The sequence below is a fragment of the Arsukibacterium sp. genome (genome assembly GCF_036735525.1).
In the GTDB taxonomy this organism is placed as follows: Bacteria; Pseudomonadota; Gammaproteobacteria; order Enterobacterales; family Alteromonadaceae; genus Alishewanella.
The window spans coordinates 1-22,548 of the sequence record NZ_DAINOE010000038.1 but is presented as its reverse complement, the minus strand read 5'-3'; the positions used below and the strand labels follow the sequence as shown (position 1 = coordinate 22,548).

Sequence of the window (22,548 nt, the reverse complement as noted above, 5' to 3'; positions counted from 1 at the left end):
GCCGCTCCGTGCTTAATCTTCGCCGTAACCAAGGCTACGCAGCGCCCGCTCATCATCGGCCCAACCCGATTTCACTTTAACCCAGATTTGCAAAAATACCGGTTGCTCCAGCATGGCAGCTATATCCAGTCGGGCTTCGGTGGCGATGGTTTTAATGCGCTCGCCCTTATTGCCAATGACCATGCGTTTTTGTGATTCCCGCTCCACCAGGACCAGGGCTGCAATATGAAAATGCTTTTCTTCCCATTTAAAGCGTTCAATTTCAACTGTCACCGCATAGGGTAATTCATCGCCCAAAAAACGCATCAATTTTTCGCGAACTATTTCTGCCGCCATAAAACGTTGTGAGCGATCGGTAATATAGTCTTCCGGGAAGAAAAACTCGCAAGGCGGCAAATGTTTATGTACCACCTGACGCAGTGCCTCGACGTTGTCGCCACTTTCTGCTGACAGTGGCACCACATCAATAAAGTTAAGCTGGCTACCCAGCCATTGTAAATGAGGCAGTAATTCCGCTTTGTCTTTATATAAATCGACTTTATTGACCACCAGGATCACCGGCTTTTGCGAGGCAATCAGCCGGTTTAGTACCATTTGATCATCATCATGCCAGCGGGTGCCTTCCACCACAAAAATGACAAACTCTACATCCAGAATAGAACTGGCAGCCGCCTTGTTCATCAGTCGGTTAATCGCCCGCTTTTCTTCAATATGTAAGCCCGGCGTATCCACATACACCGTCTGATAATTATCACGGGTATCAATACCCACAATACGGTGCCGGGTCGTTTGTGGCTTTTTCGAGGTGATACTGACTTTCTGTCCCACCAGTTTATTCAGCAGGGTCGATTTACCCACATTAGGTCGGCCGACAATGGCTACCAGGGCGGCGTAAGTGGTCAGATTATCGGTCATGTTTAATGGTTTCCAGTGCCATATTGGCAGCATCTTGTTCTGCTTTACGTCTGGAGCTGCCAGTCGCGGTAAATGGAGGCAAACCCGGTATAGTGCAGCGTACGGTAAAGGTTTGCTGATGGGCTTCACCCACAGTGGCAATCACGTCATACACCGGTAAGGGTTGGCGTAGGCCTTGTAAGTATTCCTGCAACCGGGTTTTGGAGTCTTTTTGCTCACCCGGCGCAATATTGCTAAGACGGCTGGCAAACAACTGTAAAATACGTGTTTTACAGGCCGCCATGCCACTGTCCAGATAAATCGCCCCCAGTATGGCTTCCAGCGCATCAGCCAAAATAGACTCGCGCCGCGCACCACCACTTTTCAACTCGCCCGGGCCTAATCGCAGATACTCTGCTAAGCTCAACTCCTGAGCAATTTCAGCCAGCGTCACGCCCTTCACCAGCGCCGAGCGCATACGGGTCAGATCGCCTTCACGGGTGGCAGGAAACTGCTGAAACAACGCTTCGGCGATAACCAAGCCCAGCAGGGCATCACCCAGAAACTCCAGGCGCTCGTTATGCTTACCCTTACAACTACGGTGGGTTAGTGCCTGCTCCAGCAAGCTTTGATCGCTAAACTGATAATCCAGCCGTTTCATCAGTGGCGACAATGATTTTTGCCGCATGCTTTGTAACACTGTCATTAGAGGATCCGGCCCAGGCGTTCAAAACGCACGCCAACCGGTACCCAGCGAATCAAGAAAAAGCGCTCCGGATTGTCACTAAATTCAAAACTCATCCAGATAAAAACGGCCCGGCCAACCAGATATTGTTCATCGATAAAGCCAAAAAAGCGGCTGTCAACGCTGTTATCGCGATTATCACCCAGCGCAAAATATTGGCCCTCTGGCACAATAAACTCATCTATAGCCGTACCCGCCTGTTGAAAATAAGCACGGTAATTTTCAATCGAAGTCGGGGTTTGCAATATATCATACCCCTTGGCGGTCAAGGTTTCGGTATAGCGATGCTGCGGACTGTAATTCTGGAAAAACTCATTAGCCGCCTGAAACTGCTGAGGTATACGCTCCAGTACACCACAGTTGCTGCGTTGCTCTGGCTGACAGGCTTTAGCGATATAGATTTGCTTATCACGATACACTATGCGATCGCCTGGTAAACCAATAATACGTTTAATATAGTCGACTCTGGGATCCAGCGGGTACTTAAACACCGCGATATCACCGTGCTTAGGTGACTTGTTACGGTATAGGGTTTTACGCCACACCGGATCTTTGACGTCGTACGAGAATTTTTCTACCAGGATAAAATCACCGACCAGTAGCGTGGGCATCATTGAACCAGACGGGATTTGAAATGGCTCGTAAATAAAAGAGCGGAACAGGGTAATCAGCGCAATAATCGGAAACACTGACTTGGCCGTTTCGACAAAGGCCGGCTCTTTTAGCATCTCCTCCGCAACAGGCTGAGCCAGATTGCCGGCATGTCCTTGCAGCGCCAACGCCAGCTTTTCACGGCGTTTCGGTGCCAACAGCAGCGCATCCACTAACCAGATTAAGCCGGTAAGCAGCGTCAGCAGTACCAATAAAATTGCAAAATAACCCGCCATGTCGCGTCCTTATTATTTACCAACTTTCAGAATGGCCAGGAACGCCTCTTGCGGCACTTCCACATTACCTACTTGTTTCATTCGTTTTTTACCGTCTTTTTGCTTTTGCAGCAGCTTTTTCTTACGGCTGATATCACCACCATAACACTTGGCCAACACGTTTTTACGCAACTGTTTAACCGTGGTACGGGCAATAACGTGGTTACCAATGGCCGCTTGAATAGCAATATCAAACATCTGACGTGGGATAAGCTCTTTCAGCTTTTCTGCCAGTTGCCGGCCACGGTTTTGCGCAAAATCAAAGTGACTGATAATGGCCAATGCATCAACCCGCTCGCCGTTAATCAAAATATCGACCCGCGACATATTGGCCGCCTGAAAACGTTTAAAGCTGTAATCCAGTGACGCATAGCCACGGCTGGTCGATTTTAAACGGTCAAAGAAATCCATCACCACTTCTGCCATCGGCAGCTCGTACACTACCGCTACCTGACGGCCGTGATAGGTCATGTTTTTTTGTACACCCCGTTTTTCAATACACAGCGTAATAACATTACCCAGGTATTCCTGTGGCACCAGTATATGGGCTTCTACGATAGGCTCACGAATTTCGTCGATATCATTAGTAGCAGGTAAATCGCTGGGGTTATCAACCATCACGATATTACCGTCTTTGGTCAGTACTTCGTACACTACCGTTGGCGCTGTGGTGATAAGGTCCAGATCGTATTCACGCTCTAAGCGCTCCTGGATGATTTCCATGTGTAACATGCCAAGGAAACCAATGCGGAAACCAAAACCCAGGGCGCCTGAGCTTTCCGGCTCATAAAATAACGACGAGTCATTTAAGCTGAGCTTAGCTAACGCATCGCGGAAATCTTCGTAATCATCAGATGACACCGGGAAGACGCCGGCATAGACCTGCGGTTTCACTCGCTTAAAACCAGGCAATGGCTTAAGGGCACTGTTTTTCGACAGCGTTAAGGTATCCCCTACCGGCGCACCTTTAATTTCTTTAATACCGGCAATAACAAAACCCACTTCACCGGTCTTAAGCTCTCCGGTATTCGTGGCTTTAGGGGTAAAAATACCCACTGTGTCGACCTCGTAAATCTGGCCGGTCGACATTACTTTAATTTTGTCTTTGGCTTTAATGCTGCCATGCTTTACCCGCACCAATGACACCACGCCCTGATAGGCATCAAACCAGGAATCAATAATCAATGCCTGGGTGGGTTGATCCGGCTCACCTTCTGGTGGCGGGATTTTTTTAACGATAGTTTCCAGCACATCCTTAATACCAAGACCGGTCTTGGCCGAGCACTGCACGGCACCTACCGCTTCAATACCAATAATGTCTTCGACTTCTTCGGCTACCCGCTCAGGCTCAGCTTGAGGTAAGTCAATTTTATTTAATACCGGTATGACTTCGAGGTTCATTTCCAGTGCGGTATAACAGTTAGCCACTGTTTGCGCTTCCACGCCCTGGCCGGCATCGACAACCAGTAGCGCACCTTCACAGGCCGCCAGCGAGCGGCTGACTTCATAGGTGAAGTCCACATGACCTGGGGTATCGATAAAGTTCAGCTGATAAGTATTGCCATCATCGGCTTTGTAATGCAGCGTCACGCTTTGCGCTTTAATGGTAATGCCGCGCTCACGCTCCAGATCCATCGAGTCCAGCACCTGTTGCTGCATCTCACGATCAGTCAGGCCACCACAGTACTGGATCAACCGATCCGAAAGCGTGGATTTACCATGGTCGATATGGGCAATAACGGAAAAGTTTCTGATATGTTCAAGTTTAGGCATGTTATCCGCAAAAAACAGTGGGCACTATGGCTACAGTGCGTCTGCACACTAAGCAGAGCAAGGTAAACATAACGCGGGTTATTCCAAAAAAATTAGCGGGAATTGTACTCTATAAGGCGTCAGCTTGCTATGTGTTCTTTAGCCCAAGCTGCGGTAATACCGCGACGATGGTCAATTGCTGTGACAATGTTGCCTGACGCTGATCATACCAGCGCGCCAGCATAAAGCCTGCCCCCAGGCTGGCCGCAGCGGCCAGCAGCAATACCGCCTCAGCCGGCGCCAACCACCAGTGTAATAGCAACACGCTAACTAGCATCAGCAGTAACGGCAACAAATAGACACGGGCTGCCGCTAACACCAGCCCCTGCTCTGCCATACCAATGGTCACTTGCTCACCGGGTAATAACGGTAACGTGGTCGCCACAAAAAAGCGCTGTGTTCTGGGGGTAAAGGTTTTAGTGACTATGCCGGTGCCGCAATCAGTACTCACCTGACAGGCATTGCAACTGCTCACCGGCGATGTAGTTAACCAGACACCATCAGTATCAGTGGCTAAAACAGTAGCAATTTGCTCAACCATTAGCGCACCGAAGCCGCCAGGCGTTGCGCCGTATCAATACTGATCGGGCCTATCACAGTGACTTCGCGCTGCGCATCAGATTGCACATAAATGGTGGTGGCGCCATCGCGATAGGCCTGAGTCGGCATACTGTGATTACGCTGCACAAATACCGACACCTGATGCAGGCCATCACTAAGCAACCAATAGTTAATCAGGGCTGGCTGTAATTGTGGGATCTCGGCAGGTTCCGGTACCAATTGATAATCTTGCGGTAACCAGGTGAGCTGATAGTTACTGGCTGCTGCCAATTCCAGGCTGGCAGCCGGTTGCGGGCTGGGGAGTTCTATGTCCAGCAATCGGCGTAAGCCTTCCGGAAATTCCGGGGTGAGCTGCATATGAGTCACCACCCAGCGCTCCAACGCCGTTTGTTGTTCGGTCAGGGTATCAATACGCAGCGGAAAACCCGTTTGCTCATCCACCCAAAGCCAGTAATGGAAACGATCAGCGTTGTTGGCACTAAGCCTTAATAACTGCGCACTGCGCCCAGACATCATCGAGCTGCTGCCGGGCACCGCATCATACAACTGCCGGATACGCTGGCTGTCTTCAAACAACACGGCAGGTAATTCTTTGATATTGGCACTCTGGGTGACCAGAGCCGGTCGATCGCTGAGTAGATAATACACCACATTATTACGGCGTAAGATATCAACACCCTCAGCATCCAACGGAATCAGATGCTCAATTTCATCTTGTTCATCGCGGCCATGTTGCCAGCGATATGTATCTACCTGGCCACTTTTTACCACGACAAAAGAGGTATCAAAATTTTGCTGACGCACACTTTGCTGTACCCGATCAAATAAGGCCCAGCCAGCGTCACTGGCTAGCGCAGCTGGCATCACAAACGCTAATAACCACAACGTCTGACAGTATCGCATCACTTATTGCTCGTTTGCTTCAGGGTCAACATCAGGCTTCACTTCAGCCGTTTGCGACATCACCCGCAACTGTTGGCGGTGCGCTTGCAACATCGCTTGTAAGCGCTGTTGTTGCTCCAGCATGGCCTGTTGTTCCTGTTCTTCAAAACGGGTTGATACCGTAGTTTGACTTAAACTCACTGGCGTGGCAAAACCTGCCACAGGCCGGGTTTGTAGCACTGGTGATGGCGACAATAACTCCTGGCCAAAGGGTTGTTGATACTGTTGCACCCCCAGCACCGCTAACAGCGCCACACTGGCGGCTATAGCGCCGTTGGCTGCCGGTTTAAACCAGGTCGCATTCGCCGCCTGTCCCAGCCGTTGTAGCCAGCTGGCTGACGGTTTGGCCGCTGCAGGTGCTAAGTGATACACAGGCTCGTCTGCTAATTGTAACTGCAAACGCTCGCTAAAATCGGCGGGCAACACGCTGTGCGCTTCCTGACGCAGCACGGCAGAGGCCAGTTGATAGCGCTCTAATTTATGCTGCAACTCAGGGCTATTCAGTAACAGTGACAGCTCGTCCGCGCTGAGCGGTTCGTTGTCACTGGCTGCAGACAGCCAGGCTTGCTTTTCAGTCACCATAGTGTTTCCTGTTTAATCAAAACTTCATGTTTGCTTAGCCAATTATCCTGACTAATAAAATTAGTCAATCAGCGGTTTTAACTGAGCATCAATCGCTTCCCGCGCCCGAAAGATCCGGCTTCGCACCGTACCAATCGGGCAAGCCATTACTTCTGCAATCTCTTCGTAGCTTAAGCCTTCGAGCTCACGCAGCGTAATGGCGGTTTTTAATTCGTCTGGCAATTTGTCAATAGTAGCAAACACCACCTGTCGTATTTCATTCGACAATAACAAATGCTCTGGCGAGTCCTGTTCTTTTAAGGAATCACTGCCTTCAAAATATTCGGCATCCTGGGCATCGACATCTGTTGCCGGTGGTTTACGGCTATTGGCAACCAGATAGTTTTTTGCACTATTTACCGCTATGCGATAAAGCCAGGTATAAAACGCACTTTCGCCACGAAAGCCCGGAATAGCACGATATGCTTTGATGAAGGCTTCTTGTGCTACATCCGCTACGTCACCATGGTTAGAGACATAACGTGAAATTAAGTTCGCGATCCGGTGCTGATATTTTTTCACCAACACATTATAGGCAGCTTTATCGCCTTGTTGTACCCGCTGGACTATCTGCCAATCCAATTCTTGCTCGCTCATGCTTGAGCCTGTCCCCTGTTAATGCTGGTAAGGTCTGAATACTGTTGGTGCCAGTCAAGCGTACTGTGTCTGACTACAAGCTGAATAAATAGTTCTGCTAAGTTTGACAAAAACGCTACAATAGCATGATCCTGCAGCCTGAACGATCGGTATAGCAGTACCAGACTACTGTTATATAACCTTGCCTGAAAGTGAGCTAAGTGTATCGCATGACACAATCAAAAGAATATCTTTGTGACGTTTTAATTATTGGCAGCGGTGCCGCGGGCTTATCGCTGGCGTTACAACTGGCCGCCCAGGCTAAGGTGCTGGTGCTGAGTAAGGGGCCATTACGCGAAGGCTCTACCCTGTATGCTCAGGGCGGCATAGCGGCGGTGTTTGATGAAAACGACAGCATTGCCTCTCATGTCAATGATACGCTGGTGGCGGGTGCGGGCCTGTGTGATGAAGCCGCAGTGCAATTTACTACAGAACACGCCAAAGCCGCGATGGAGTGGTTAATTGCGCAGGGCGTGCCTTTTGATCAATACCAGGATACCGATGGCAGCCTGAAGTATCACCTTACACGCGAGGGGGGGCATAGCCACAGACGCATTTTACACGCGGCTGATGCGACTGGTCAGGCGGTACAAATCACGCTAGTGGATCAGGTAAAACGGCACCCGAATATTCAGTTGCTGGAAAACTACAACGCTATAGATCTGATTAATGGCCGTAAGCTGGGGCTGGATCCTAAACGCTGTTATGGCGCCTATGTCTGGAATAAAACCGCCTCTCGCGTAGAAAGTATCCGGGCACGCTGTATGGCATTGGCCACCGGCGGCGCCAGCAAGGTCTATTTGTATACCAGTAACCCTGATGTCGCCAGTGGTGATGGCATTGCTATGGCCTGGCGGGCCGGCTGCCGGGTAGCGAATATGGAATTTAATCAGTTTCACCCGACCAGCTTGTATCATCCGGATGCCCCGAATTTTTTAATTACTGAGGCGATGCGGGGTGAAGGCGCCTATTTACGCCGGCCCGATGGTAGCCGTTTTATGCCCGACTTTGATGACAGAGCCGAATTAGCCCCGCGCGATATCGTCGCCAGAGCCATTGACTATGAAATGAAGCGACTGGGTGCCAACTGTGTTTATCTGGATATCAGTCATCAGCCGAAAGATTTTATTATTGAGCACTTTCCCACCATCTACGCTAAGTGCTTAAGTGTTGGTATAGATATTACCAAGCAACCTATACCTGTAGTGCCTGCCGCGCATTATACCTGTGGCGGCGTAATGACCAACTTAAATGGCCAGACCGACATTGTTAATTTGTACGCGGTAGGCGAAGTCGCCTACACCGGCCTGCATGGTGCTAACCGCATGGCGTCTAATTCATTGCTGGAGTGCGTGGTGTTTGCGCAGGCTGCCGCTAAGCATATTCTCTCGCAACTGGCTCAGTTTGAGCCTATACCGCAGTTACCCGCCTGGGATGACAGCCGGGTCAGCGATTCTGATGAAGAAGTCGTGATTACCCACAACTGGCATGAGTTGCGATTATTTATGTGGGATTACGTGGGCATAGTGCGCACGAATAAACGACTGGAGCGCGCCTTGCACCGGGTAGAGCTGCTTCAGCAGGAAATTCATGATTACTACAGCCACTTCCGCCTTAGCCATAACTTACTGGAGTTACGCAATTTAGTGCAGGTGGCTGAGCTTATTATTCGCTGCGCCATGTTACGGCGTGAAAGCCGGGGCCTGCATTATAATCTGGATTACCCGGATTTATTGCCCGACGCTGGCCCCAGCGTGTTAAGTCCCGGCTTGTTGCCTGGCAAACTGCCAGCGCCAGCATTGTAATTGCCGGGCTAATGCCCGGTAATCCTGTTCGGATAACTCATCCCGGCACACCCAATATTGCTGACGTTGCCGCTGTTCCGTATGCCAGGTGAGCACAATCGCATACTGACTTATCAGACAAGGTGAGCATAATTGCCCTGAGGGCAACGCAGATTGCAACCAGCTAATGCCGCCATTGTCCTGCAGCAATAAGGCCTGAGCACAGGGGGGTTGCTGCCAGCGCTGAAGCAGCAAATAATAACTGAGTACTAACAAGGGCAGTGACAACCAAAAACCGATACCCGTTACCGGCAGCTGGCTGTACACCAACAATACAGCAAGCCCGGCCAACAGCAGCAGGCCACGCTTATAGCTAGAGCGCTTTAACGCCAGACTAGACCCGGACACGATCCAGAATGATCGCTATTAAGGCCTGTATCGCTGCATCTGTTGAGCGGCTGTGGCCCATAAACCAGGCAAAGAGATCGGGATCATCACAGGCCAGCAAACGCTCAAAGTCATGCTTTTGTTGCAAACTTAACGCATCGTAGCCTTCTTCGACAAAAGGCGCCAGCAACACATCCAGCTCCAGCATGCCCCGACGGCAGGCCCAGCGTAAACGGGGTTTAATCATTAATTCGCTCATTACCTCTCCTGTTTGCTCACTATTGCCGGTTTACACCGCAGAGATAGTGGCAAAAACTATGTTAACCAAGCTAGTATAACCCAGTCATTCAGACAAATTTGTAAAATGGGGTTGAGCTTTAACGGTACGCCCCAATCTTACCAGAAAAGCGCTTAAGGTAATCAACTCTATGCACACATCCTGGCTTACTGCAGAACAATACGCCCGCTTATCCAATCAGGTTCAGGGGGCTTACTTATGTCCACTGCCCGGTTTTGAAGTATTACGGGTCAACGGCGCCGATAACCGCAGCTTTTTACAGGGCCAAACCACTTGCGATCTTAACCAGCTCACCGATGACCGCTTTTTACGTGGCGCCCATTGTGATGTTAAAGGAAAAATGTGGTCGATATTTCACTTATGTGCGGCCGAAGATGCGCTATTACTGGTAGCCCACCGTGAGGAGTTGCAAGCCTCGGTACCACAGTGGAAAAAATTCGGGGTCTTTGCTAAAGTCAGTTTTGATGACAGCCAGCAGGTAGTGTTTGGCCTGGGTGGCGAGCAAGCCACACAGCTGGCGGCAGAGCTGGGCTTTAGCATACCCGCTAACGATGGCGGGTTAAGCCGCAGTGCTGCAGGCTGTTTATTGCGCCTGGCGCAAGACCACCATTTGCTGATTGTGCCGCGCCAGCTGGCGGATAGCTGGCTAACGGCCGACTACCCGTTAGCGGCTCCGCCATTATGGTTGCGCCGTCATATACAATTGGGCTTTAGCTATCTGGAGCAACCCTTATGTGGCCAGCTGGTCCCGCAAATGCTAAATTTGCAGGCGCTTGATGCAATTAGCTTTACCAAGGGTTGTTATATTGGCCAGGAAACCGTCGCCCGCCTGAAATACCGCGGCGGTAACAAAAGAGCCGCTTTTATTTTGTGTGCTGATAGCGACGAACAGCCTGCTGCCGGCGCTGAACTTGAACTAAAATTGGAACAACACTGGCGCCGGATTGGCCAGGTTATCAACGCAGTCAATATTAATAACCAACTCTGGTTAATTGCCGTACTGCCTAATGACATAACCCCGGCAGACACCTTGCGGTTAGCAGCAGACACTGAGGTTACTCTGTCGCTGCAACCCTTACCTTATGCCATTTAATAAAGAGGTTTTTCATGACCATTTCTCAGGACAAAGTCGTTGCTATGCATTACACCGTTAAGGATCCAGCGGGCAACGAGCTTGATTCCTCCAGCGGCGGCGAACCACTGGTATTCTTATTCGGCCATGGCGCCCTGATCCCAGGATTAGAACAGGCGCTGGCCGGTAAAAATACCGGCGATAAATTTAGCAGCACCATTGCAGCAGCCGATGCTTATGGTGAACGCCATGATCAACTGGTGCAAGCGGTGCCAAGATCCATGTTTGAAGGTATGGAAGTCTCTGCCGGTATGCGCTTTCGCGCCTCTGGCCAGGATGGTCGTGAACAGCCAGTGATTATCCTGGAAGTGACCGACGATGAAGTGGTAGTAGATGGCAACCACCCGCTGTCTGGCATCGATTTGAGTTTTGATGTTGAAGTGATCCTGGTGCGCGATGCCACAGAAGAAGAACTGGCACATGGCCATGTGCATGGCATTGACGGCCACGCCAGCCATTAAAAATGCCCCTCGATAAACAGCTAATACTTTTAGCTTAGAAACCGCAGCCTGCCGCTGCGGTTTGTTTTTGTTACGCCACAAATTTATTTCTGCGATAGTAAGCAAATTCAAGGCCGCGAGCTGCATGGCAAAGGCGCTAACGCGCCATTGAGCACAGGGCCTAGCGACGAACTGCTTGACACTCACGACAAAGACACATATTTTTAGCAGCTGTTTATCACTAGCCTTTATAGAGCAAAACGAACCAGTCTGATGAAAGATCGTATCACTATCTCGATTTCGAGCATTAACGGCACCCGTCATTACAGCATCAGTAAGCTGTTTAAACGCAATGCTGTGATAGGACTCTATCTGACGCTGTTTAGTGTGCTAATCACTGCTGCTATTATTGATTACCTGCTAAAAACCGTCGATAACACCCGTCTACAGCAGCATGAGCTGGCAGTTCAGGCAGAGCATTTAAAACAAGAAATTGCCTTACTAAGTGAAACGCGCGAACTGCTGCAACATGAATTGACGGTGAAACAGGACGAAATGTTGCTGGTCAGTAACCGTCTGGGCGAAATCGAATTATCGCTTGGCCTGGAGCAATCCATGCCACAAAATCTAGAAGATCGGCTGGATACTGCTACGGTCACCTCCAGCGCCCGCATGGCCATGCTACAACTGGTGCCAAATGGCTCGCCGCTGGAGTTTGAGCGCCGTTCTTCGCGTTTTGGGTTGCGCACCCACCCGATTGCCGGTAAGCAAAAACATCATAATGGCATTGATTTATCGGCCAATCGTGGCACCCCTATTTATGCCCCTGCTGATGGCGTTATAGAGCTGGTAAGGCGCAGTAGTAATGGTTATGGCAATTTACTGAAAATCCGTCATGCTTTTGGTTTCTCTACTTTATATGCGCACCTGGATGAATTTAAAGTAGCGAATGGCCATTTTGTGCACAAGGGGGAGTTGATTGCTACTGTGGGTAATACCGGAGATTCCACCGCTCCCCATCTGCATTACGAAATTCATTTTCTTGATCGATCATTAAATCCGCAGAGTTTTATGGATTGGGAGTATGCAAATTTTGACCTGGTGTTCGAAAAAGAGAGGAGTATTAAATGGGATTCTTTAGTAACAATGCTGCAAACCAAAGCAAGCACGCAACTACAACTGTCATCGCTGAGGGATGCGCAATTTACGGAATCCTCCGACTAAAAGGAACTATGCAGGTTGATGGCCTGGTTGAGGGCAAAATTAACAGCGAAAACACCTTAGTGATCAGTGCTTCTGGCAGAGTGAAAGGCGAAGTCAGCGCCGAAAAAGTCATTATTAATGGCAGTTTCGATGGTGAACTTTACGCCCACTCCGTCGAGATTTTACCTAGTGGCCGTGCCTCAGGTGTCATTCATAGTAATGATTTAACTATTGAAAAAGGCGGCAGTTTCAGAGGCGAAACCCAACCGGTTGCTGAAGAAAAGTTATTGCAGCACGAAGATGACGCTGACGATAATGCGGAACTGCGCTTAGAAAACAAAACTGAGTAAATTCTGCTATAATGCCGCTTTGTCAGCAGGCGTGCCGCCTGCTGCGACCTGAACACAGGACAAGCGTTTTGACTCCAACATCTTTTGCCAGCCTCGGCCTGCCAGCCTCGTTACTGACCACTTTAGACAGCCTGAATTTTCAGCAGATGACGCCGATTCAGGCGCAAAGTCTGCCGGCAATTTTGGCTGGACGCGATCTTATTGCTCAGGCACAAACCGGCTCGGGCAAAACAGCGGCCTTTGCGCTGGGCTTATTGGCGCAGCTTGACGTAAAACGTTTTCGGGTGCAGAGCCTGATATTGTGCCCCACCCGCGAGCTGGCCGATCAGGTAGCAACCGATATTCGCACCCTGGCACGCAATATTCACAATATTAAGGTTTTAACGCTGTGTGGCGGTGTACCGGCGCGCAGCCAGATTATTTCGCTGGAGCATGGCGCCCATATAATTGTTGGCACCCCAGGCCGGGTCTTAGATCATCTAGAGCAGCAACGGCTGGATTTAAGCGAGTTAAAAAACCTGGTATTGGATGAAGCCGATCGCATGCTGGAAATGGGCTTTAGTAACGCTCTTACCGCCATTATCAGCAACACGCCGGCACAACGTCAAACCTTGTTGTTTAGTGCCACCTACCCGAAAGATATTCAGCAGCTGGCCTCGACTATTTTAACCGAGCCGTTAAGCGTGCAACTGGCCAGCATCCATAATGAGCAAAGCATTCAGCAACAGTTTTTCCAGCTGGAGGCTGGCTCATCGCGCCCGGCGGCTGTCAGTGGCATACTGCTGCATTTTCAACCGACCAGCTGCGTGGTGTTTTGTAATACTAAGCGAGAGACACAGGAGCTGTATCAGCAGCTGCAACAGCAAGGCTTTAGTGTATTGGCCCTGCATGGCGATTTAGAGCAAAAAGACCGCGATCTGACCTTGTTGCAATTTGCCAATAACAGCGCCTGTGTGCTGGTGGCAACCGATGTGGCGGCCCGCGGCCTGGATATTGAAAAACTGGATCTGGTGGTGAATTATCAGCTGGCGCACGATGTCGATACTCATGTGCACCGCATTGGCCGCACTGGCCGCGCTGGCAGTCAGGGTATGGCCATCAGTCTGGTAGGTGAGCAGGACGGCTTTAAGCTGGGCTTAATAGAAGATCACTTTGGCAGCCGCTTTGAAGCGATGCCGTTGCCCGCGGCAAACGGCCAGCAACGTCCGGCGCGCCCCAGCATGGTGACCTTGCAAATTGAAGCCGGTAAAAAGCAAAAACTGCGCCCGGCTGATATCGTTGGTGCCTTAACCCGCGATAATGCGCTGGAATTTGCGCAGATTGGTAAAATTCAGCTACAGGAAAATCGGGCCTTTGTCGCGGTGGCCGAGGCGGTCGCCAAAAAAGCGCTGCAACAATTACAAGCAGGTCCGATTAAAGGCCGGCAATTCCGGGTGTACCGACTGTAGCGAAAGCACTGGCTGGATTGTGGTTTAGCTGTCGGCTTTTGTCTGGCGTAACTGCTTGGTACTGCCGCGCTTTTTTTTACTGTCCAGTCGCTTTTGCTGGCTGCCATAGCTGGGTTTAGTCGCGTAGCGTTTTTTGGCTACCACGCCAGCAGCCTGAACTAACTCAATAAACTGCAGCAGCGCCTGCTGGCGGTTAAATTCCTGACTGCGGCTTTGCTGGCATTTAATGATGATTTTACCGCTGGGGGTAATGCGATGATCAGCCCTGGCCAGTAAGCGGTTTTTATAAAACGCCGGTAACGACGAAGCGCGGATATCAAAGATCAGCTGGGCCGCGGTAGAGACTTTATTGACATGCTGGCCGCCGGCGCCGGAAGCGCGGATAAATTGCCACTCCAGCTCCTGCTCTGCTATCTCAATCCCGCTGCTTATGGCTATCACCCGCGCTAGCGCTCCCAGTAAGCTTCTTCCAGACTGTCTTCGCGCTCGGGTAAGCCCTTTGATAGTCTGGGGGCATTCTGCACCAGAATTTCATAACTCACCCTATTGGCGTATTTGCACAGCTGCGCAAAGGACGAATAGGCCAGATAGGGCTGCTCATGCTTGCTGGATAACGGCTGTAGCTGTTTATGGAAATGGTTAGCCGCCATATCATGTAAAATAGCTGCCAGCGCGCCATCACCAGCACCATTGGTATTTTTAATCCGCTCCGGACCACCCAGATAAGGGTCTATATGCGAGTACACTTTCAGCGGCTGCTGACAGTCGCGCCTGAGCATAGGCCGGCTGAACTCATAAAGGTTAAAATCGGCCAAACTGGCGGACTTTATCGGGTTAGTACTTTCGCGCTTGGCCGCTTCATCACTGTAGCCACATAAATACAGGCCATCGGCACCGGCGGTAATCAGCACCATATCGGTCAGCTCTAAAATCGCCTCGGCCGCCAATAGCGGGTCGGCGTGTCCGGTCAGGGCTTCGGCTTCCAGCTCATTCATCGCCAGCACGTTAACGTAGCGCTCGATGGTTTCAAGAATAAGCTGCCGGTTTTCCTCCACCAGGTGGCGGGTACCCAGGCTCATCACCACTGGCACCTGCTCGGCTTTGGCATCGGCCAGCGCTTTTTGCATCGCTTGCTGAATAGGCTGGCCCGTGGCCCGCAGCGGATAGGCACTGACCACAAAAGCAGCTGCCCCGGCGATAATAGCAGTAGGTATATAATCGGCACACAGCTGATCCATGTCACTGGGATCAATCACAAAAGTACGCTCGCCATCCGGGGTAATCATGGTAATACCCCGGCCAATGTCACCGGCCACGCCTTGCAGGTGGTTCATGTCTACCTTAGAGCTGGTGTGGCAGACATAATGATAGGCCGGTGAACCCAATGCGATATTGGCTGACATCACGCCCAGTAACACAGATTTGTCATCGGCCAATACCGAGTAATTGTGGATGGTATTGCCAATAGTACCACCGGCAAAATGGTCTGATATCGCCTGCTGACTCACCAACTCATGATAAATCTGATTGGCTTTGTCATGTGCAACCAGGTTGGATAAGCCTTTAGGGATAGCATGCTTGGCTAAAAAGTCGTCACTAACACTGGCCACCACGTCCACTATGGTTTGATCCAGGCCAACGATATAGGTATCCAGTTGCGGCCGCACCTCAAAGCTGGGTAATTGCGGTTTAGGCTGAGATACCGGGAAATAATGTTTTATTTTACGCAGGCCAGGGAATTTCATGTGGTTCGCTCAACGACAGACAAGCCAGCATTTTAGCAAAAATGTTGGCAAAGCCTAAGCGCCTTCTGTGTTTGTTGCCGATTATTCTGCTTGTTGCCTTAAAAACACCGGGCTTAACTCGCTCGACTGCTCTACAGCGTAACGATAACCGGCAACATTAAAGGCGGTTAACTGCTCCGGGTGACTTAGCCGCTGTTCAATCACGTAACGCGCCATCAGGCCACGGGCTTTTTTGGCATAAAACGAGATAATTTTATACTGGCCATTTTTAAAGTCTTTAAACACCGGCGTAATTACCCTCGCCTGTAAGGCTTTAAGCTTAACCGCTTTAAAATACTCTTGCGAAGCCAGATTAAGCAAAGTGCTGCTGCCCAGCTCCGCTAGCTGCGCATTCAGACGCTCGGTGATTTGCCCCTGCCAGAACTGATATAAATCGCTGCCTTTGGCATTGCTCAGCTTAGTGCCCATTTCCAGCCGGTAGGCCTGCATTAAGTCCAGTGGCCTGAGCACGCCATAAAGGCCGCTTAAAATGCGCAGGTGTTGTTGAGCAAACGCCAGATCGGCCTTGGTTAAACTTTCGGCCTGTAAGCCCTGATACACATCACCATTAAAAGTAAAAAGGGCTGGCTTAGCATTTTCACCAGTAAAAGGCAGCTGAAACTGCGCAAAACGGGCAGCATTTAAGCCAGCCAGTTTATCGCTGATATGCATCAGTGACGACAGCTGCGCCGGGCTTAACTGCTGACAAATCTCCACCAGTTGCTGCGCGTGTTGCAGCAAGTCGGGTTGGCTGGCCGCAAGTGGCAAGGTTACAGGCTCCAAATCCAAATCTTTGGCAGGAGAGATGACCATTAACATAGGCTTACTCCGGTTCAGGTCAATCAGAGCCTAGTATTGCGCTGACTGATGCATTGATAATTACACTGATGTGTTACTGGGCTAATTGCTGTTGCATTTGCGCCAGACGCTGTTGCTGGGTACTATTTAGCTTAAAGGTACCAAGCAATTGCAGCACGCTCTGTTGTAATGGGGCCAGTGCCTTATGTGGCCCTAAGGCTAACAAGGCCTGTAACAGGTTTAGCGCTATACCTGTATTGGCGGGCATCAGTAAAAACGCCTGACGTAATGCCAGTAACGCCGCCTTTGGTTTAGCTGCCTGTAACTGCTGGCTGCCCTCATTGCTTAACTGCTGTAACTGCAAGCGGCTTTGTTGAAGTTCCTCGACCGCCTGCTCTAATTGCAATGGCAGCAAATAATCGGCTAATTGCTGTGCGCACGCTGGCCGCTCAGCCGGCGCTTGCTGGGCTTCGGCCAAAATTTGCTCGGCATTATCAGCCCGGCCCAAGGCAAAGTGCAAACGTGCCAAATCAATACGGCATAACAGCGGCAACTGATCAGCCTGCAGTTCCTGGCACAGCCGCACGGCGTCAGTATTGTCACCGCTCAGTAAGGCTAAGTGGCTAAGTAATAACTGTTGCGGTATAGCACACTCGCTTAATAAGCGTTGCGGGATACTGTTTAACACCTCTAACAACGCCTGGCGCTGGGTATTGAATTGCGCTAAGTCGCAGCGGGTTAAATTGGCCAGCTGCCAGCGCGCTAATGCCAGATACACAGCACTGTTGTCAAAATCTGAAAAACGATACTGGCTGATGTATTTTTCCCACAAAGCACCAGCATCGGCTTGTTGCAACAGCACTGCTAGTTCGGCTTGCAACTGCTGCACTAAAGCATTTTGCTTACTTTGCCGGCCATATTCCTGCAACTCAGGCAGCAAGTCGTCAAAGCGACGGCTTTGCATATACAAGCGGCAAAGCCAGTCTAATGCATCAAGCCGGCATTCTTCACGTTTGCTTAACGCAAGCAGCAAGCTCTCGGCCTGCTCAAATTGTTGCTGCTTAAATAAGGCTATCGCCTGCCCCAGCGCTGCCCAGCTAAAATCGCGTTGCTGCAAGATATGGCTATACAAACTGAAGGCGGCCTCATGCTGTCCCGCTGCCAATAAAGACTCGCCTTTATAACGCAGCGCCAAAAGGGTATAAACCGGTTGCTGTTTAATCAGCTCGTCGGCTTGCTCTATCGCCGCAGAGTAATTATGCTCAACGAGCGCCTTGCTGACTTTTCGCAACGCCAGAATACTTTGCAGCGCCTTGCCCAGGCGTTTTTCCAGCTGTAGATAAGAAAATGGCTTTAGCAAATAGGCATCGGGTAAGCCGTTTACCAGGCCAAACACTGGCTGGCGCACAGTTTCAGCACTGATAATAACAAAACAAGCCCCCGTTTTAAGATGGCTTTGTTGCTGCAGTTGCCGGAACATCTGAAAGGCATCTTTACCGACACCAAGCTGATAATCGGCAACAAAAAAATCGAAACTCTGAGCGGCGGCCTGTTGCAGAGCCGAGGTACTATCAGCTACGGTAGTAATATGATTGAAACCAATTTGTTGCAACATACCCTTGATGGCAGCACGAACCGGTTCACAATCTTCAATTAGCAGGACTTTTTTGCTTTGATAAAATTGTTTTGGATAGATCATTGCCGTCCTGTACTAAGATCAAACGTATTAAAGCCACGTATCGTGGGAACACAGCGCTAGCCATCATAGATGCAAAGGGCAACCCTCATGGCTGAAAAAACTAGCTGTAAGCGCTGATAGCCTGGGGCGCTTTAAAGGGGGCAATATAGTAACTAAGCGCAACAGGTGCAATCTTTTTCAGCGTAAGTTGCCCGCAACTCAATATTTTGTAGTAATATTCCTACAAAATAACGATTTTAAACCCATCATCGCCATCTGGCGACACAAATAATGGTAATAAAACAATATGAATGATTTATTAAGCCAGTTAAAGCAGGTTACCACTGTGGTCGTAGACAGCGGCGATCTGGGCGCTATTGAGCAGTTCCGGCCGGTAGACGCCACCACTAACCCCTCATTATTACTCAACGCCAGCCAGCTGGCCTTTGCCAAGCCAATGCTGGATGCTGCAGTACACTACGCTAAAGCCAATGCCAGCGATCAACAGACGCAGCTAACGCTGGCCTGCGATAAATTTGCTGTCGATGTTGGCACCGCTATCAGCAAGCTGGTTCCGGGCCGGGTATCGACCGAAGTGGATGCGCGTTTATCTTTTGATACTGCCGCTACCATTGATAAAGCGCTGCAACTGGTGGCGTTATACAAACAAAATGGTGTCACGCCTGATCGCATCCTGATTAAAATTGCTTCGACCTGGGAAGGTATTCAGGCCGCCCGGGTGCTGGAGCAGCAAGGTATTCAGTGTAACCTGACGTTGCTGTTTCATATCAGCCAGGCTCAGGCTTGTGCCGATGCCGGTGTCTATTTAATTTCGCCCTTTGTCGGGCGTATTTTAGACTGGTACAAAGCCAGCACGGGCCAGGATTATAACGCCGAGACGGATCCTGGCGTATTGTCGGTGCGCGAGATTTACCGCTTTTATAAAGCCCATGGTTTTAGCACCATCGTCATGGGCGCCAGTTTCCGCAATATCGGCGAAGTGCTGGCGCTGGCCGGTTGTGACCGGCTGACCATCAGCCCGGCTTTACTGGACGAATTAAGCCAGCAACAAGGGGCTTTGGCTGTGCATTTAAAAGATAACGGCGTAAGCAACGCTAAGCCGGCAGCCTTAAGCGAGCAGGCGTTTCGCTGGGCCCTGAATGAAGATGCGATGGCCACCGAGAAGCTGGCCGAGGGCATTCGTAAATTTGCCATTGATCAACGTAAATTAGAGCAGGTCATTGCTGCCGCTTTATAGGCCGAAAAGGAAAAATCATGTCCGCCACTTTTTTACACAGTCTGACTGCCCTGGCCAGTCAGCAGCGCCAGCCAGGCACGTTGCGTCAGGCCTTTGCCGCCGATCCGCAGCGGGCTGAGCGTTTTAGCGTCGCAGCCTGTGGTATTACGCTTGATTACTCGAAAAACCTGCTCAATGCGCAAAGCTGGCAAACACTGCAGCAATTAGCGGTGCAAAGCCAGATTAAGCCGTTACTGGCGCAGTTAAAAAGTGGCGCGAATTTAAATAACACCGAGCAGCGTGCGGTGTGGCATACCCGCTTGCGCCAGCAACAGGTAGAAGGCTTAACGCTGAATGGCGAAGATATTGGCCAGCAAATTACCGCCTGTCGCCAACAGATGGCGGCGCTTATTCAGCAGCTACATCAGGGTGAGTATCTGGGCTATCAGGGTAAGCCTATTACCGATCTGGTCTGGGTGGGTATTGGCGGTTCGTTATTGGGCCCGCAAATGGCAGTGGAGGCATTGACGCCTTATCATTGCAGCCCGGTTAAGCTGCACTTTGCCGGTAATATTGATGGCGCTGTGGTGAGTGATATCATCAAGCCATTACACCCGGCGACCACCCTGGTGGTAGTAGCCTCTAAATCGTTTGGCACCGAGGAAACCAAGCAAAATGCGCTGGCGCTGCGCCAGTGGTTTAGCGAAAACGGTGCCGATAGCGCCGCCATTGCACATCATTTTTGGGCCACCTCGTCGAATATTCAGGCCGCGGCCGAATTTGGCATAGTGCCTGAACATATCTTGCCGATGTGGGATTGGGTCGGCGGCCGCTATTCGCTGTGGTCGGCCATAGGCCTGCCAATAGCGCTGATGATTGGCAATGCCCAGTTTGAGCAATTGCTGCGCGGTGCCGAAGCGATGGATCAGCATTTTTTCAGTGCGCCCTTTAACAGCAATATGCCGGTGATTTTGGCCTTACTGGGCGTCTGGTATATCAATGGCTTTGGTTGTCAGGCGCAGGCGCTACTGCCCTACAGCCACTATTTACGCCTGCTGCCCAGTTACGTGCAGCAACTGGATATGGAAAGTAATGGCAAGCAGGTAGACAGAAGCGGTCAGCAGCTGGATTACAGCACAGCGCCGGTCATTTGGGGCGATGCCGGTACTAATGGCCAGCATGCCTATCATCAGCTGTTACACCAAAGTGCTTTAGCGGTTCCGGCCGATTTTATTCTGCCGTTAAAGCCAGCGCATCAGCTAACCGATCAGCACCAGCGCTTAGCCGCGCATTGCTTTGCGCAAAGTCAGGCGTTAATGCAGGGTAAAACGCTGCAAGAAGCCACCGACGAATGCCTGGCGCAAGGCATGAGTGCCGCGCAAGCCGCTGCCTTAGCGCCGCATAAAGTGTCGCCCGGTGATAAACCCAGCAATACGCCGTTACTGCCAGAGTTGTCACCTTATTATCTGGGTGCGCTCATTGCCTTATATGAGCACAAGGTCTTTTGTCAGGGCGCCATTTGGCAGCTAAACAGTTTTGATCAATGGGGCGTTGAGCTCGGCAAGCAGTTATCCGGCCCTATCTATCAGAGCCTGAGTAACGGCCAGAGCAGCGACTTCGACAGTTCAACCAGCGCACTGATTAAACAGTTTTTAGTCGCCAAGGGTTAACTACGATAGCGCTGGCCATAAAAAAACACCGCTTTTAGTGATAACAGCGGTGTTTTTGTTTTATGCTAAAGGCGGTTTTTTGCCGGGCATGGAAGCTGGTATGAGTGTGGTGATTAAATGACCACTCGTAATCTCACCCTGGTTAACTACATGCTTTCTCGAGGAGTTGCCAGCGCTTAGTATCATCTGTATTGAAACTTACTTGGTATTCAAAATTCACTGCAACATAATTTGGCGTAGCTGGAGTATCTTCAAAAACAATCCTCCAAACTGCAAACTCCTTTAAACAAATTTTCTCCCTATTGGGTAGAGAAATAGTTAATTCATAAAACTCAGGATTATTTTCTATAAAAATGAACTCCACTCCATACTCATTCTGCTGTAGGGGCTCTACCGCAAATGACATTCCTGGCTTTAACCGTGACCAGAAAATCATATCGCGTAAATAACGTGTGGGCAGCTTGTGCACCATGCTGACGTGTAACGATAAGCTGTCTTCATAGTTATGAATAAAGTATTTGCCCCCGGCGATACTAAACAGACTTTGTTGAAAGTCGTTATCCAGCCCAATCAACCAGCTTTGCACAGCAAAACGGCTGCCTGGGCTAAAGTGCAACAATGCCAGACTGAAAAAAAATACTGATAAGAAGTAGCCCAGAAGTCTAATAGACCATGCAGTTGTCTTGTTTTTTTTAGAATGATCCACACGCTGCTCCTGCTGTAACTAGCGCCAGCCCTGCTACACCCGGTATACCGCCAAAGCTATTCTCAATGTTCCATTCTGTAGATTTAATTGCAAACTCATTACGTACGGTTCCTACATGGATTGAAGCTTGCTGATATCTCATTTTTTGAGTTGTATCGGTGTATTGTTTTGCTTCTTCTTTCCACTTAGTGAGCTGCTCATTCATTTTGTCCACCTCTTTTTGATATGGGTTTTCGCTAGCCCCAACAACAGCACTTCTCACACCCCACATATCCAAGGCAAAAGCGCCTATCACCGCACCAAAGCAGGCAACATTAACTGTTTTTCTATATAGCCCATATTCATCCACAAAAATTATCGGATTCCCCCCAACTTACCCATAAGTATTCAACCCACCCGCTAACCCTATCGGGTCTGACTGCAGGTATCTGCCCAAGGTCGCATCATAATCCCGGAAGTAGTTATACCAGCTTTGCTTTTCGGCATCCCAGTATTG

The 22,548-nt window shown here is 50.2% G+C and carries 25 protein-coding genes; 8 read left to right on the top strand and 17 right to left on the bottom strand.

From position 1 onward, the window contains the following. Positions 1–12 precede the first annotated feature (12 nt). From era to rpoE, 8 genes are all read right to left on the bottom strand, one after another. Positions 13–915: a GTPase Era gene (gene era, locus V7D78_RS09335; RefSeq protein ID WP_333608179.1), complete on the bottom strand. Its 903-nt coding sequence runs from the start codon at positions 913–915 to the stop codon at positions 13–15. Then, positions 905–1,600 carry a ribonuclease III gene (gene rnc, locus V7D78_RS09330; protein WP_333608178.1) on the bottom strand — a complete coding sequence of 232 codons (696 nt, stop codon included), beginning with the start codon at positions 1,598–1,600 and terminating at the stop codon, positions 905–907. Before rnc ends, era begins: the two co-directional genes overlap by 11 nt. After that, positions 1,600–2,526: a signal peptidase I gene (lepB, locus tag V7D78_RS09325; RefSeq protein WP_333608177.1), complete on the bottom strand. Its 927-nt coding sequence runs from the start codon at positions 2,524–2,526 to the stop codon at positions 1,600–1,602. The genes rnc and lepB overlap by 1 nt, the downstream gene beginning before the upstream one ends. Before the next feature lie 12 nt (positions 2,527–2,538). Further along, a complete protein-coding gene (lepA, locus tag V7D78_RS09320; protein ID WP_333608176.1) occupies positions 2,539–4,338 on the bottom strand; it encodes a translation elongation factor 4 in 1,800 nt (599 codons plus the stop codon). 127 nt (positions 4,339–4,465) lie between these two features. After that, positions 4,466–4,918 carry a SoxR reducing system RseC family protein gene (locus tag V7D78_RS09315; RefSeq protein WP_333608175.1) on the bottom strand — a complete coding sequence of 151 codons (453 nt, stop codon included), beginning with the start codon at positions 4,916–4,918 and terminating at the stop codon, positions 4,466–4,468. Further along, positions 4,918–5,841 carry a MucB/RseB C-terminal domain-containing protein gene (locus tag V7D78_RS09310; protein WP_333608174.1) on the bottom strand — a complete coding sequence of 308 codons (924 nt, stop codon included), beginning with the start codon at positions 5,839–5,841 and terminating at the stop codon, positions 4,918–4,920. Before V7D78_RS09310 ends, V7D78_RS09315 begins: the two co-directional genes overlap by 1 nt. A gap of 3 nt (positions 5,842–5,844) precedes the next feature. Beyond that, positions 5,845–6,462 (bottom strand): sigma-E factor negative regulatory protein, encoded by a 618-nt coding sequence (locus V7D78_RS09305; RefSeq protein WP_333608173.1) that lies wholly within the window; start codon positions 6,460–6,462, stop codon positions 5,845–5,847. 60 nt (positions 6,463–6,522) lie between these two features. Next, entirely contained in the window at positions 6,523–7,098 is a 576-nt protein-coding gene (gene rpoE, locus V7D78_RS09300) for an RNA polymerase sigma factor RpoE (protein WP_333608172.1), read from the bottom strand. A 209-nt stretch (positions 7,099–7,307) separates the two neighbouring features. Between rpoE and nadB the strand changes: the two genes are divergently transcribed. After that, entirely contained in the window at positions 7,308–8,942 is a 1,635-nt protein-coding gene (gene nadB / locus V7D78_RS09295; RefSeq protein WP_333608171.1) for an L-aspartate oxidase, read from the top strand. Here nadB and V7D78_RS09290 read toward each other — a convergent pair. After that, positions 8,895–9,329, bottom strand: coding sequence for a protein YgfX (locus V7D78_RS09290; protein WP_333608170.1), 435 nt, complete (start codon positions 9,327–9,329; stop codon positions 8,895–8,897). The two genes, nadB and V7D78_RS09290, sit on opposite strands and share 48 nt — an antisense overlap. Then, entirely contained in the window at positions 9,316–9,567 is a 252-nt protein-coding gene (locus V7D78_RS09285; RefSeq protein ID WP_333608169.1) for an FAD assembly factor SdhE, read from the bottom strand. Before V7D78_RS09285 ends, V7D78_RS09290 begins: the two co-directional genes overlap by 14 nt. A 169-nt stretch (positions 9,568–9,736) precedes the next feature. Between V7D78_RS09285 and ygfZ the strand changes: the two genes are divergently transcribed. From ygfZ to dbpA, 5 genes are all read left to right on the top strand, one after another. Continuing rightward, a complete protein-coding gene (gene ygfZ, locus V7D78_RS09280) occupies positions 9,737–10,699 on the top strand; it encodes a tRNA-modifying protein YgfZ (RefSeq protein WP_333608168.1) in 963 nt (320 codons plus the stop codon). Between the two features lie 14 nt (positions 10,700–10,713). Beyond that, positions 10,714–11,199 (top strand): FKBP-type peptidyl-prolyl cis-trans isomerase, encoded by a 486-nt coding sequence (locus tag V7D78_RS09275; RefSeq protein WP_333608167.1) that lies wholly within the window; start codon positions 10,714–10,716, stop codon positions 11,197–11,199. 252 nt (positions 11,200–11,451) lie between these two features. Next, positions 11,452–12,402 (top strand): M23 family metallopeptidase, encoded by a 951-nt coding sequence (locus tag V7D78_RS09270; RefSeq protein WP_333608166.1) that lies wholly within the window; start codon positions 11,452–11,454, stop codon positions 12,400–12,402. Positions 12,403–12,410: 8 nt separating this feature from the next. Beyond that, positions 12,411–12,731: a bactofilin family protein gene (locus V7D78_RS09265; protein WP_333608165.1), complete on the top strand. Its 321-nt coding sequence runs from the start codon at positions 12,411–12,413 to the stop codon at positions 12,729–12,731. Between the two features lie 68 nt (positions 12,732–12,799). Next, positions 12,800–14,179 carry an ATP-dependent RNA helicase DbpA gene (gene dbpA, locus V7D78_RS09260; RefSeq protein ID WP_333608164.1) on the top strand — a complete coding sequence of 460 codons (1,380 nt, stop codon included), beginning with the start codon at positions 12,800–12,802 and terminating at the stop codon, positions 14,177–14,179. A 24-nt stretch (positions 14,180–14,203) separates the two neighbouring features. Here the strand turns inward: dbpA and arfB are convergent, their stop codons facing one another. The 4 genes from arfB to V7D78_RS09240 all read right to left on the bottom strand — a co-directional run bounded on the left by arfB (position 14,204) and on the right by V7D78_RS09240 (position 18,460). Next, complete coding sequence (gene arfB, locus V7D78_RS09255) at positions 14,204–14,620, bottom strand: alternative ribosome rescue aminoacyl-tRNA hydrolase ArfB (protein ID WP_333608163.1); 417 nt, start codon at positions 14,618–14,620, stop codon at positions 14,204–14,206. Positions 14,621–14,625: 5 nt separating this feature from the next. Beyond that, complete coding sequence (locus V7D78_RS09250; RefSeq protein ID WP_333608162.1) at positions 14,626–15,924, bottom strand: inosine/guanosine kinase; 1,299 nt, start codon at positions 15,922–15,924, stop codon at positions 14,626–14,628. Positions 15,925–16,005: 81 nt separating this feature from the next. Then, the gene (gene yaaA, locus V7D78_RS09245) at positions 16,006–16,782 is read right to left on the bottom strand and encodes a peroxide stress protein YaaA (protein ID WP_333608161.1); all 777 of its coding nucleotides are present in this window, start codon (positions 16,780–16,782) and stop codon (positions 16,006–16,008) included. A 73-nt stretch (positions 16,783–16,855) separates the two neighbouring features. Continuing rightward, the gene (locus V7D78_RS09240; RefSeq protein ID WP_333608160.1) at positions 16,856–18,460 is read right to left on the bottom strand and encodes a tetratricopeptide repeat protein; all 1,605 of its coding nucleotides are present in this window, start codon (positions 18,458–18,460) and stop codon (positions 16,856–16,858) included. Between the two features lie 286 nt (positions 18,461–18,746). On the opposite strand from V7D78_RS09240, the gene tal reads away from it, so the two are divergent. After that, the gene (tal, locus tag V7D78_RS09235) at positions 18,747–19,697 is read left to right on the top strand and encodes a transaldolase (protein WP_333608159.1); all 951 of its coding nucleotides are present in this window, start codon (positions 18,747–18,749) and stop codon (positions 19,695–19,697) included. Between the two features lie 17 nt (positions 19,698–19,714). Beyond that, positions 19,715–21,346, top strand: a complete 1,632-nt coding sequence (gene pgi / locus V7D78_RS09230) for a glucose-6-phosphate isomerase (protein WP_333608158.1) — start codon at positions 19,715–19,717, stop codon at positions 21,344–21,346. 142 nt (positions 21,347–21,488) lie between these two features. Here the strand turns inward: pgi and V7D78_RS09225 are convergent, their stop codons facing one another. From V7D78_RS09225 to V7D78_RS09215, 3 genes are all read right to left on the bottom strand, one after another. Further along, positions 21,489–22,052: a hypothetical protein gene (locus V7D78_RS09225; RefSeq protein ID WP_333608157.1), complete on the bottom strand. Its 564-nt coding sequence runs from the start codon at positions 22,050–22,052 to the stop codon at positions 21,489–21,491. Beyond that, the gene (locus V7D78_RS09220) at positions 22,039–22,401 is read right to left on the bottom strand and encodes a hypothetical protein (RefSeq protein ID WP_333608156.1); all 363 of its coding nucleotides are present in this window, start codon (positions 22,399–22,401) and stop codon (positions 22,039–22,041) included. The genes V7D78_RS09225 and V7D78_RS09220 overlap by 14 nt, the downstream gene beginning before the upstream one ends. A 24-nt stretch (positions 22,402–22,425) precedes the next feature. Further along, on the bottom strand, positions 22,426–22,548 hold a 123-nt coding region (locus V7D78_RS09215; protein WP_333608188.1), incomplete at its 5' end, for an RHS repeat-associated core domain-containing protein.

Coding starts and splice junctions, on each gene's coding strand:
- nadB (WP_333608171.1), top strand. CDS start 7,308: ATGACACAATCAAAAGAATATCTTTGTGACGTTTTAATTATTGGCAGC.
- V7D78_RS09310 (WP_333608174.1), bottom strand. CDS start 5,841: ATGCGATACTGTCAGACGTTGTGGTTATTAGCGTTTGTGATGCCAGCT.
- V7D78_RS09265 (WP_333608165.1), top strand. CDS start 12,411: ATGCAGGTTGATGGCCTGGTTGAGGGCAAAATTAACAGCGAAAACACC.
- rpoE (WP_333608172.1), bottom strand. CDS start 7,098: ATGAGCGAGCAAGAATTGGATTGGCAGATAGTCCAGCGGGTACAACAA.
- tal (WP_333608159.1), top strand. CDS start 18,747: ATGAATGATTTATTAAGCCAGTTAAAGCAGGTTACCACTGTGGTCGTA.
- V7D78_RS09305 (WP_333608173.1), bottom strand. CDS start 6,462: ATGGTGACTGAAAAGCAAGCCTGGCTGTCTGCAGCCAGTGACAACGAA.
- lepA (WP_333608176.1), bottom strand. CDS start 4,338: ATGCCTAAACTTGAACATATCAGAAACTTTTCCGTTATTGCCCATATC.
- ygfZ (WP_333608168.1), top strand. CDS start 9,737: ATGCACACATCCTGGCTTACTGCAGAACAATACGCCCGCTTATCCAAT.
- lepB (WP_333608177.1), bottom strand. CDS start 2,526: ATGGCGGGTTATTTTGCAATTTTATTGGTACTGCTGACGCTGCTTACC.
- V7D78_RS09275 (WP_333608167.1), top strand. CDS start 10,714: ATGACCATTTCTCAGGACAAAGTCGTTGCTATGCATTACACCGTTAAG.
- yaaA (WP_333608161.1), bottom strand. CDS start 16,782: ATGTTAATGGTCATCTCTCCTGCCAAAGATTTGGATTTGGAGCCTGTA.
- V7D78_RS09250 (WP_333608162.1), bottom strand. CDS start 15,924: ATGAAATTCCCTGGCCTGCGTAAAATAAAACATTATTTCCCGGTATCT.
- rnc (WP_333608178.1), bottom strand. CDS start 1,600: ATGACAGTGTTACAAAGCATGCGGCAAAAATCATTGTCGCCACTGATG.
- V7D78_RS09270 (WP_333608166.1), top strand. CDS start 11,452: ATGAAAGATCGTATCACTATCTCGATTTCGAGCATTAACGGCACCCGT.
- era (WP_333608179.1), bottom strand. CDS start 915: ATGACCGATAATCTGACCACTTACGCCGCCCTGGTAGCCATTGTCGGC.
- V7D78_RS09285 (WP_333608169.1), bottom strand. CDS start 9,567: ATGAGCGAATTAATGATTAAACCCCGTTTACGCTGGGCCTGCCGTCGG.
- pgi (WP_333608158.1), top strand. CDS start 19,715: ATGTCCGCCACTTTTTTACACAGTCTGACTGCCCTGGCCAGTCAGCAG.
- V7D78_RS09240 (WP_333608160.1), bottom strand. CDS start 18,460: ATGATCTATCCAAAACAATTTTATCAAAGCAAAAAAGTCCTGCTAATT.
- V7D78_RS09315 (WP_333608175.1), bottom strand. CDS start 4,918: ATGGTTGAGCAAATTGCTACTGTTTTAGCCACTGATACTGATGGTGTC.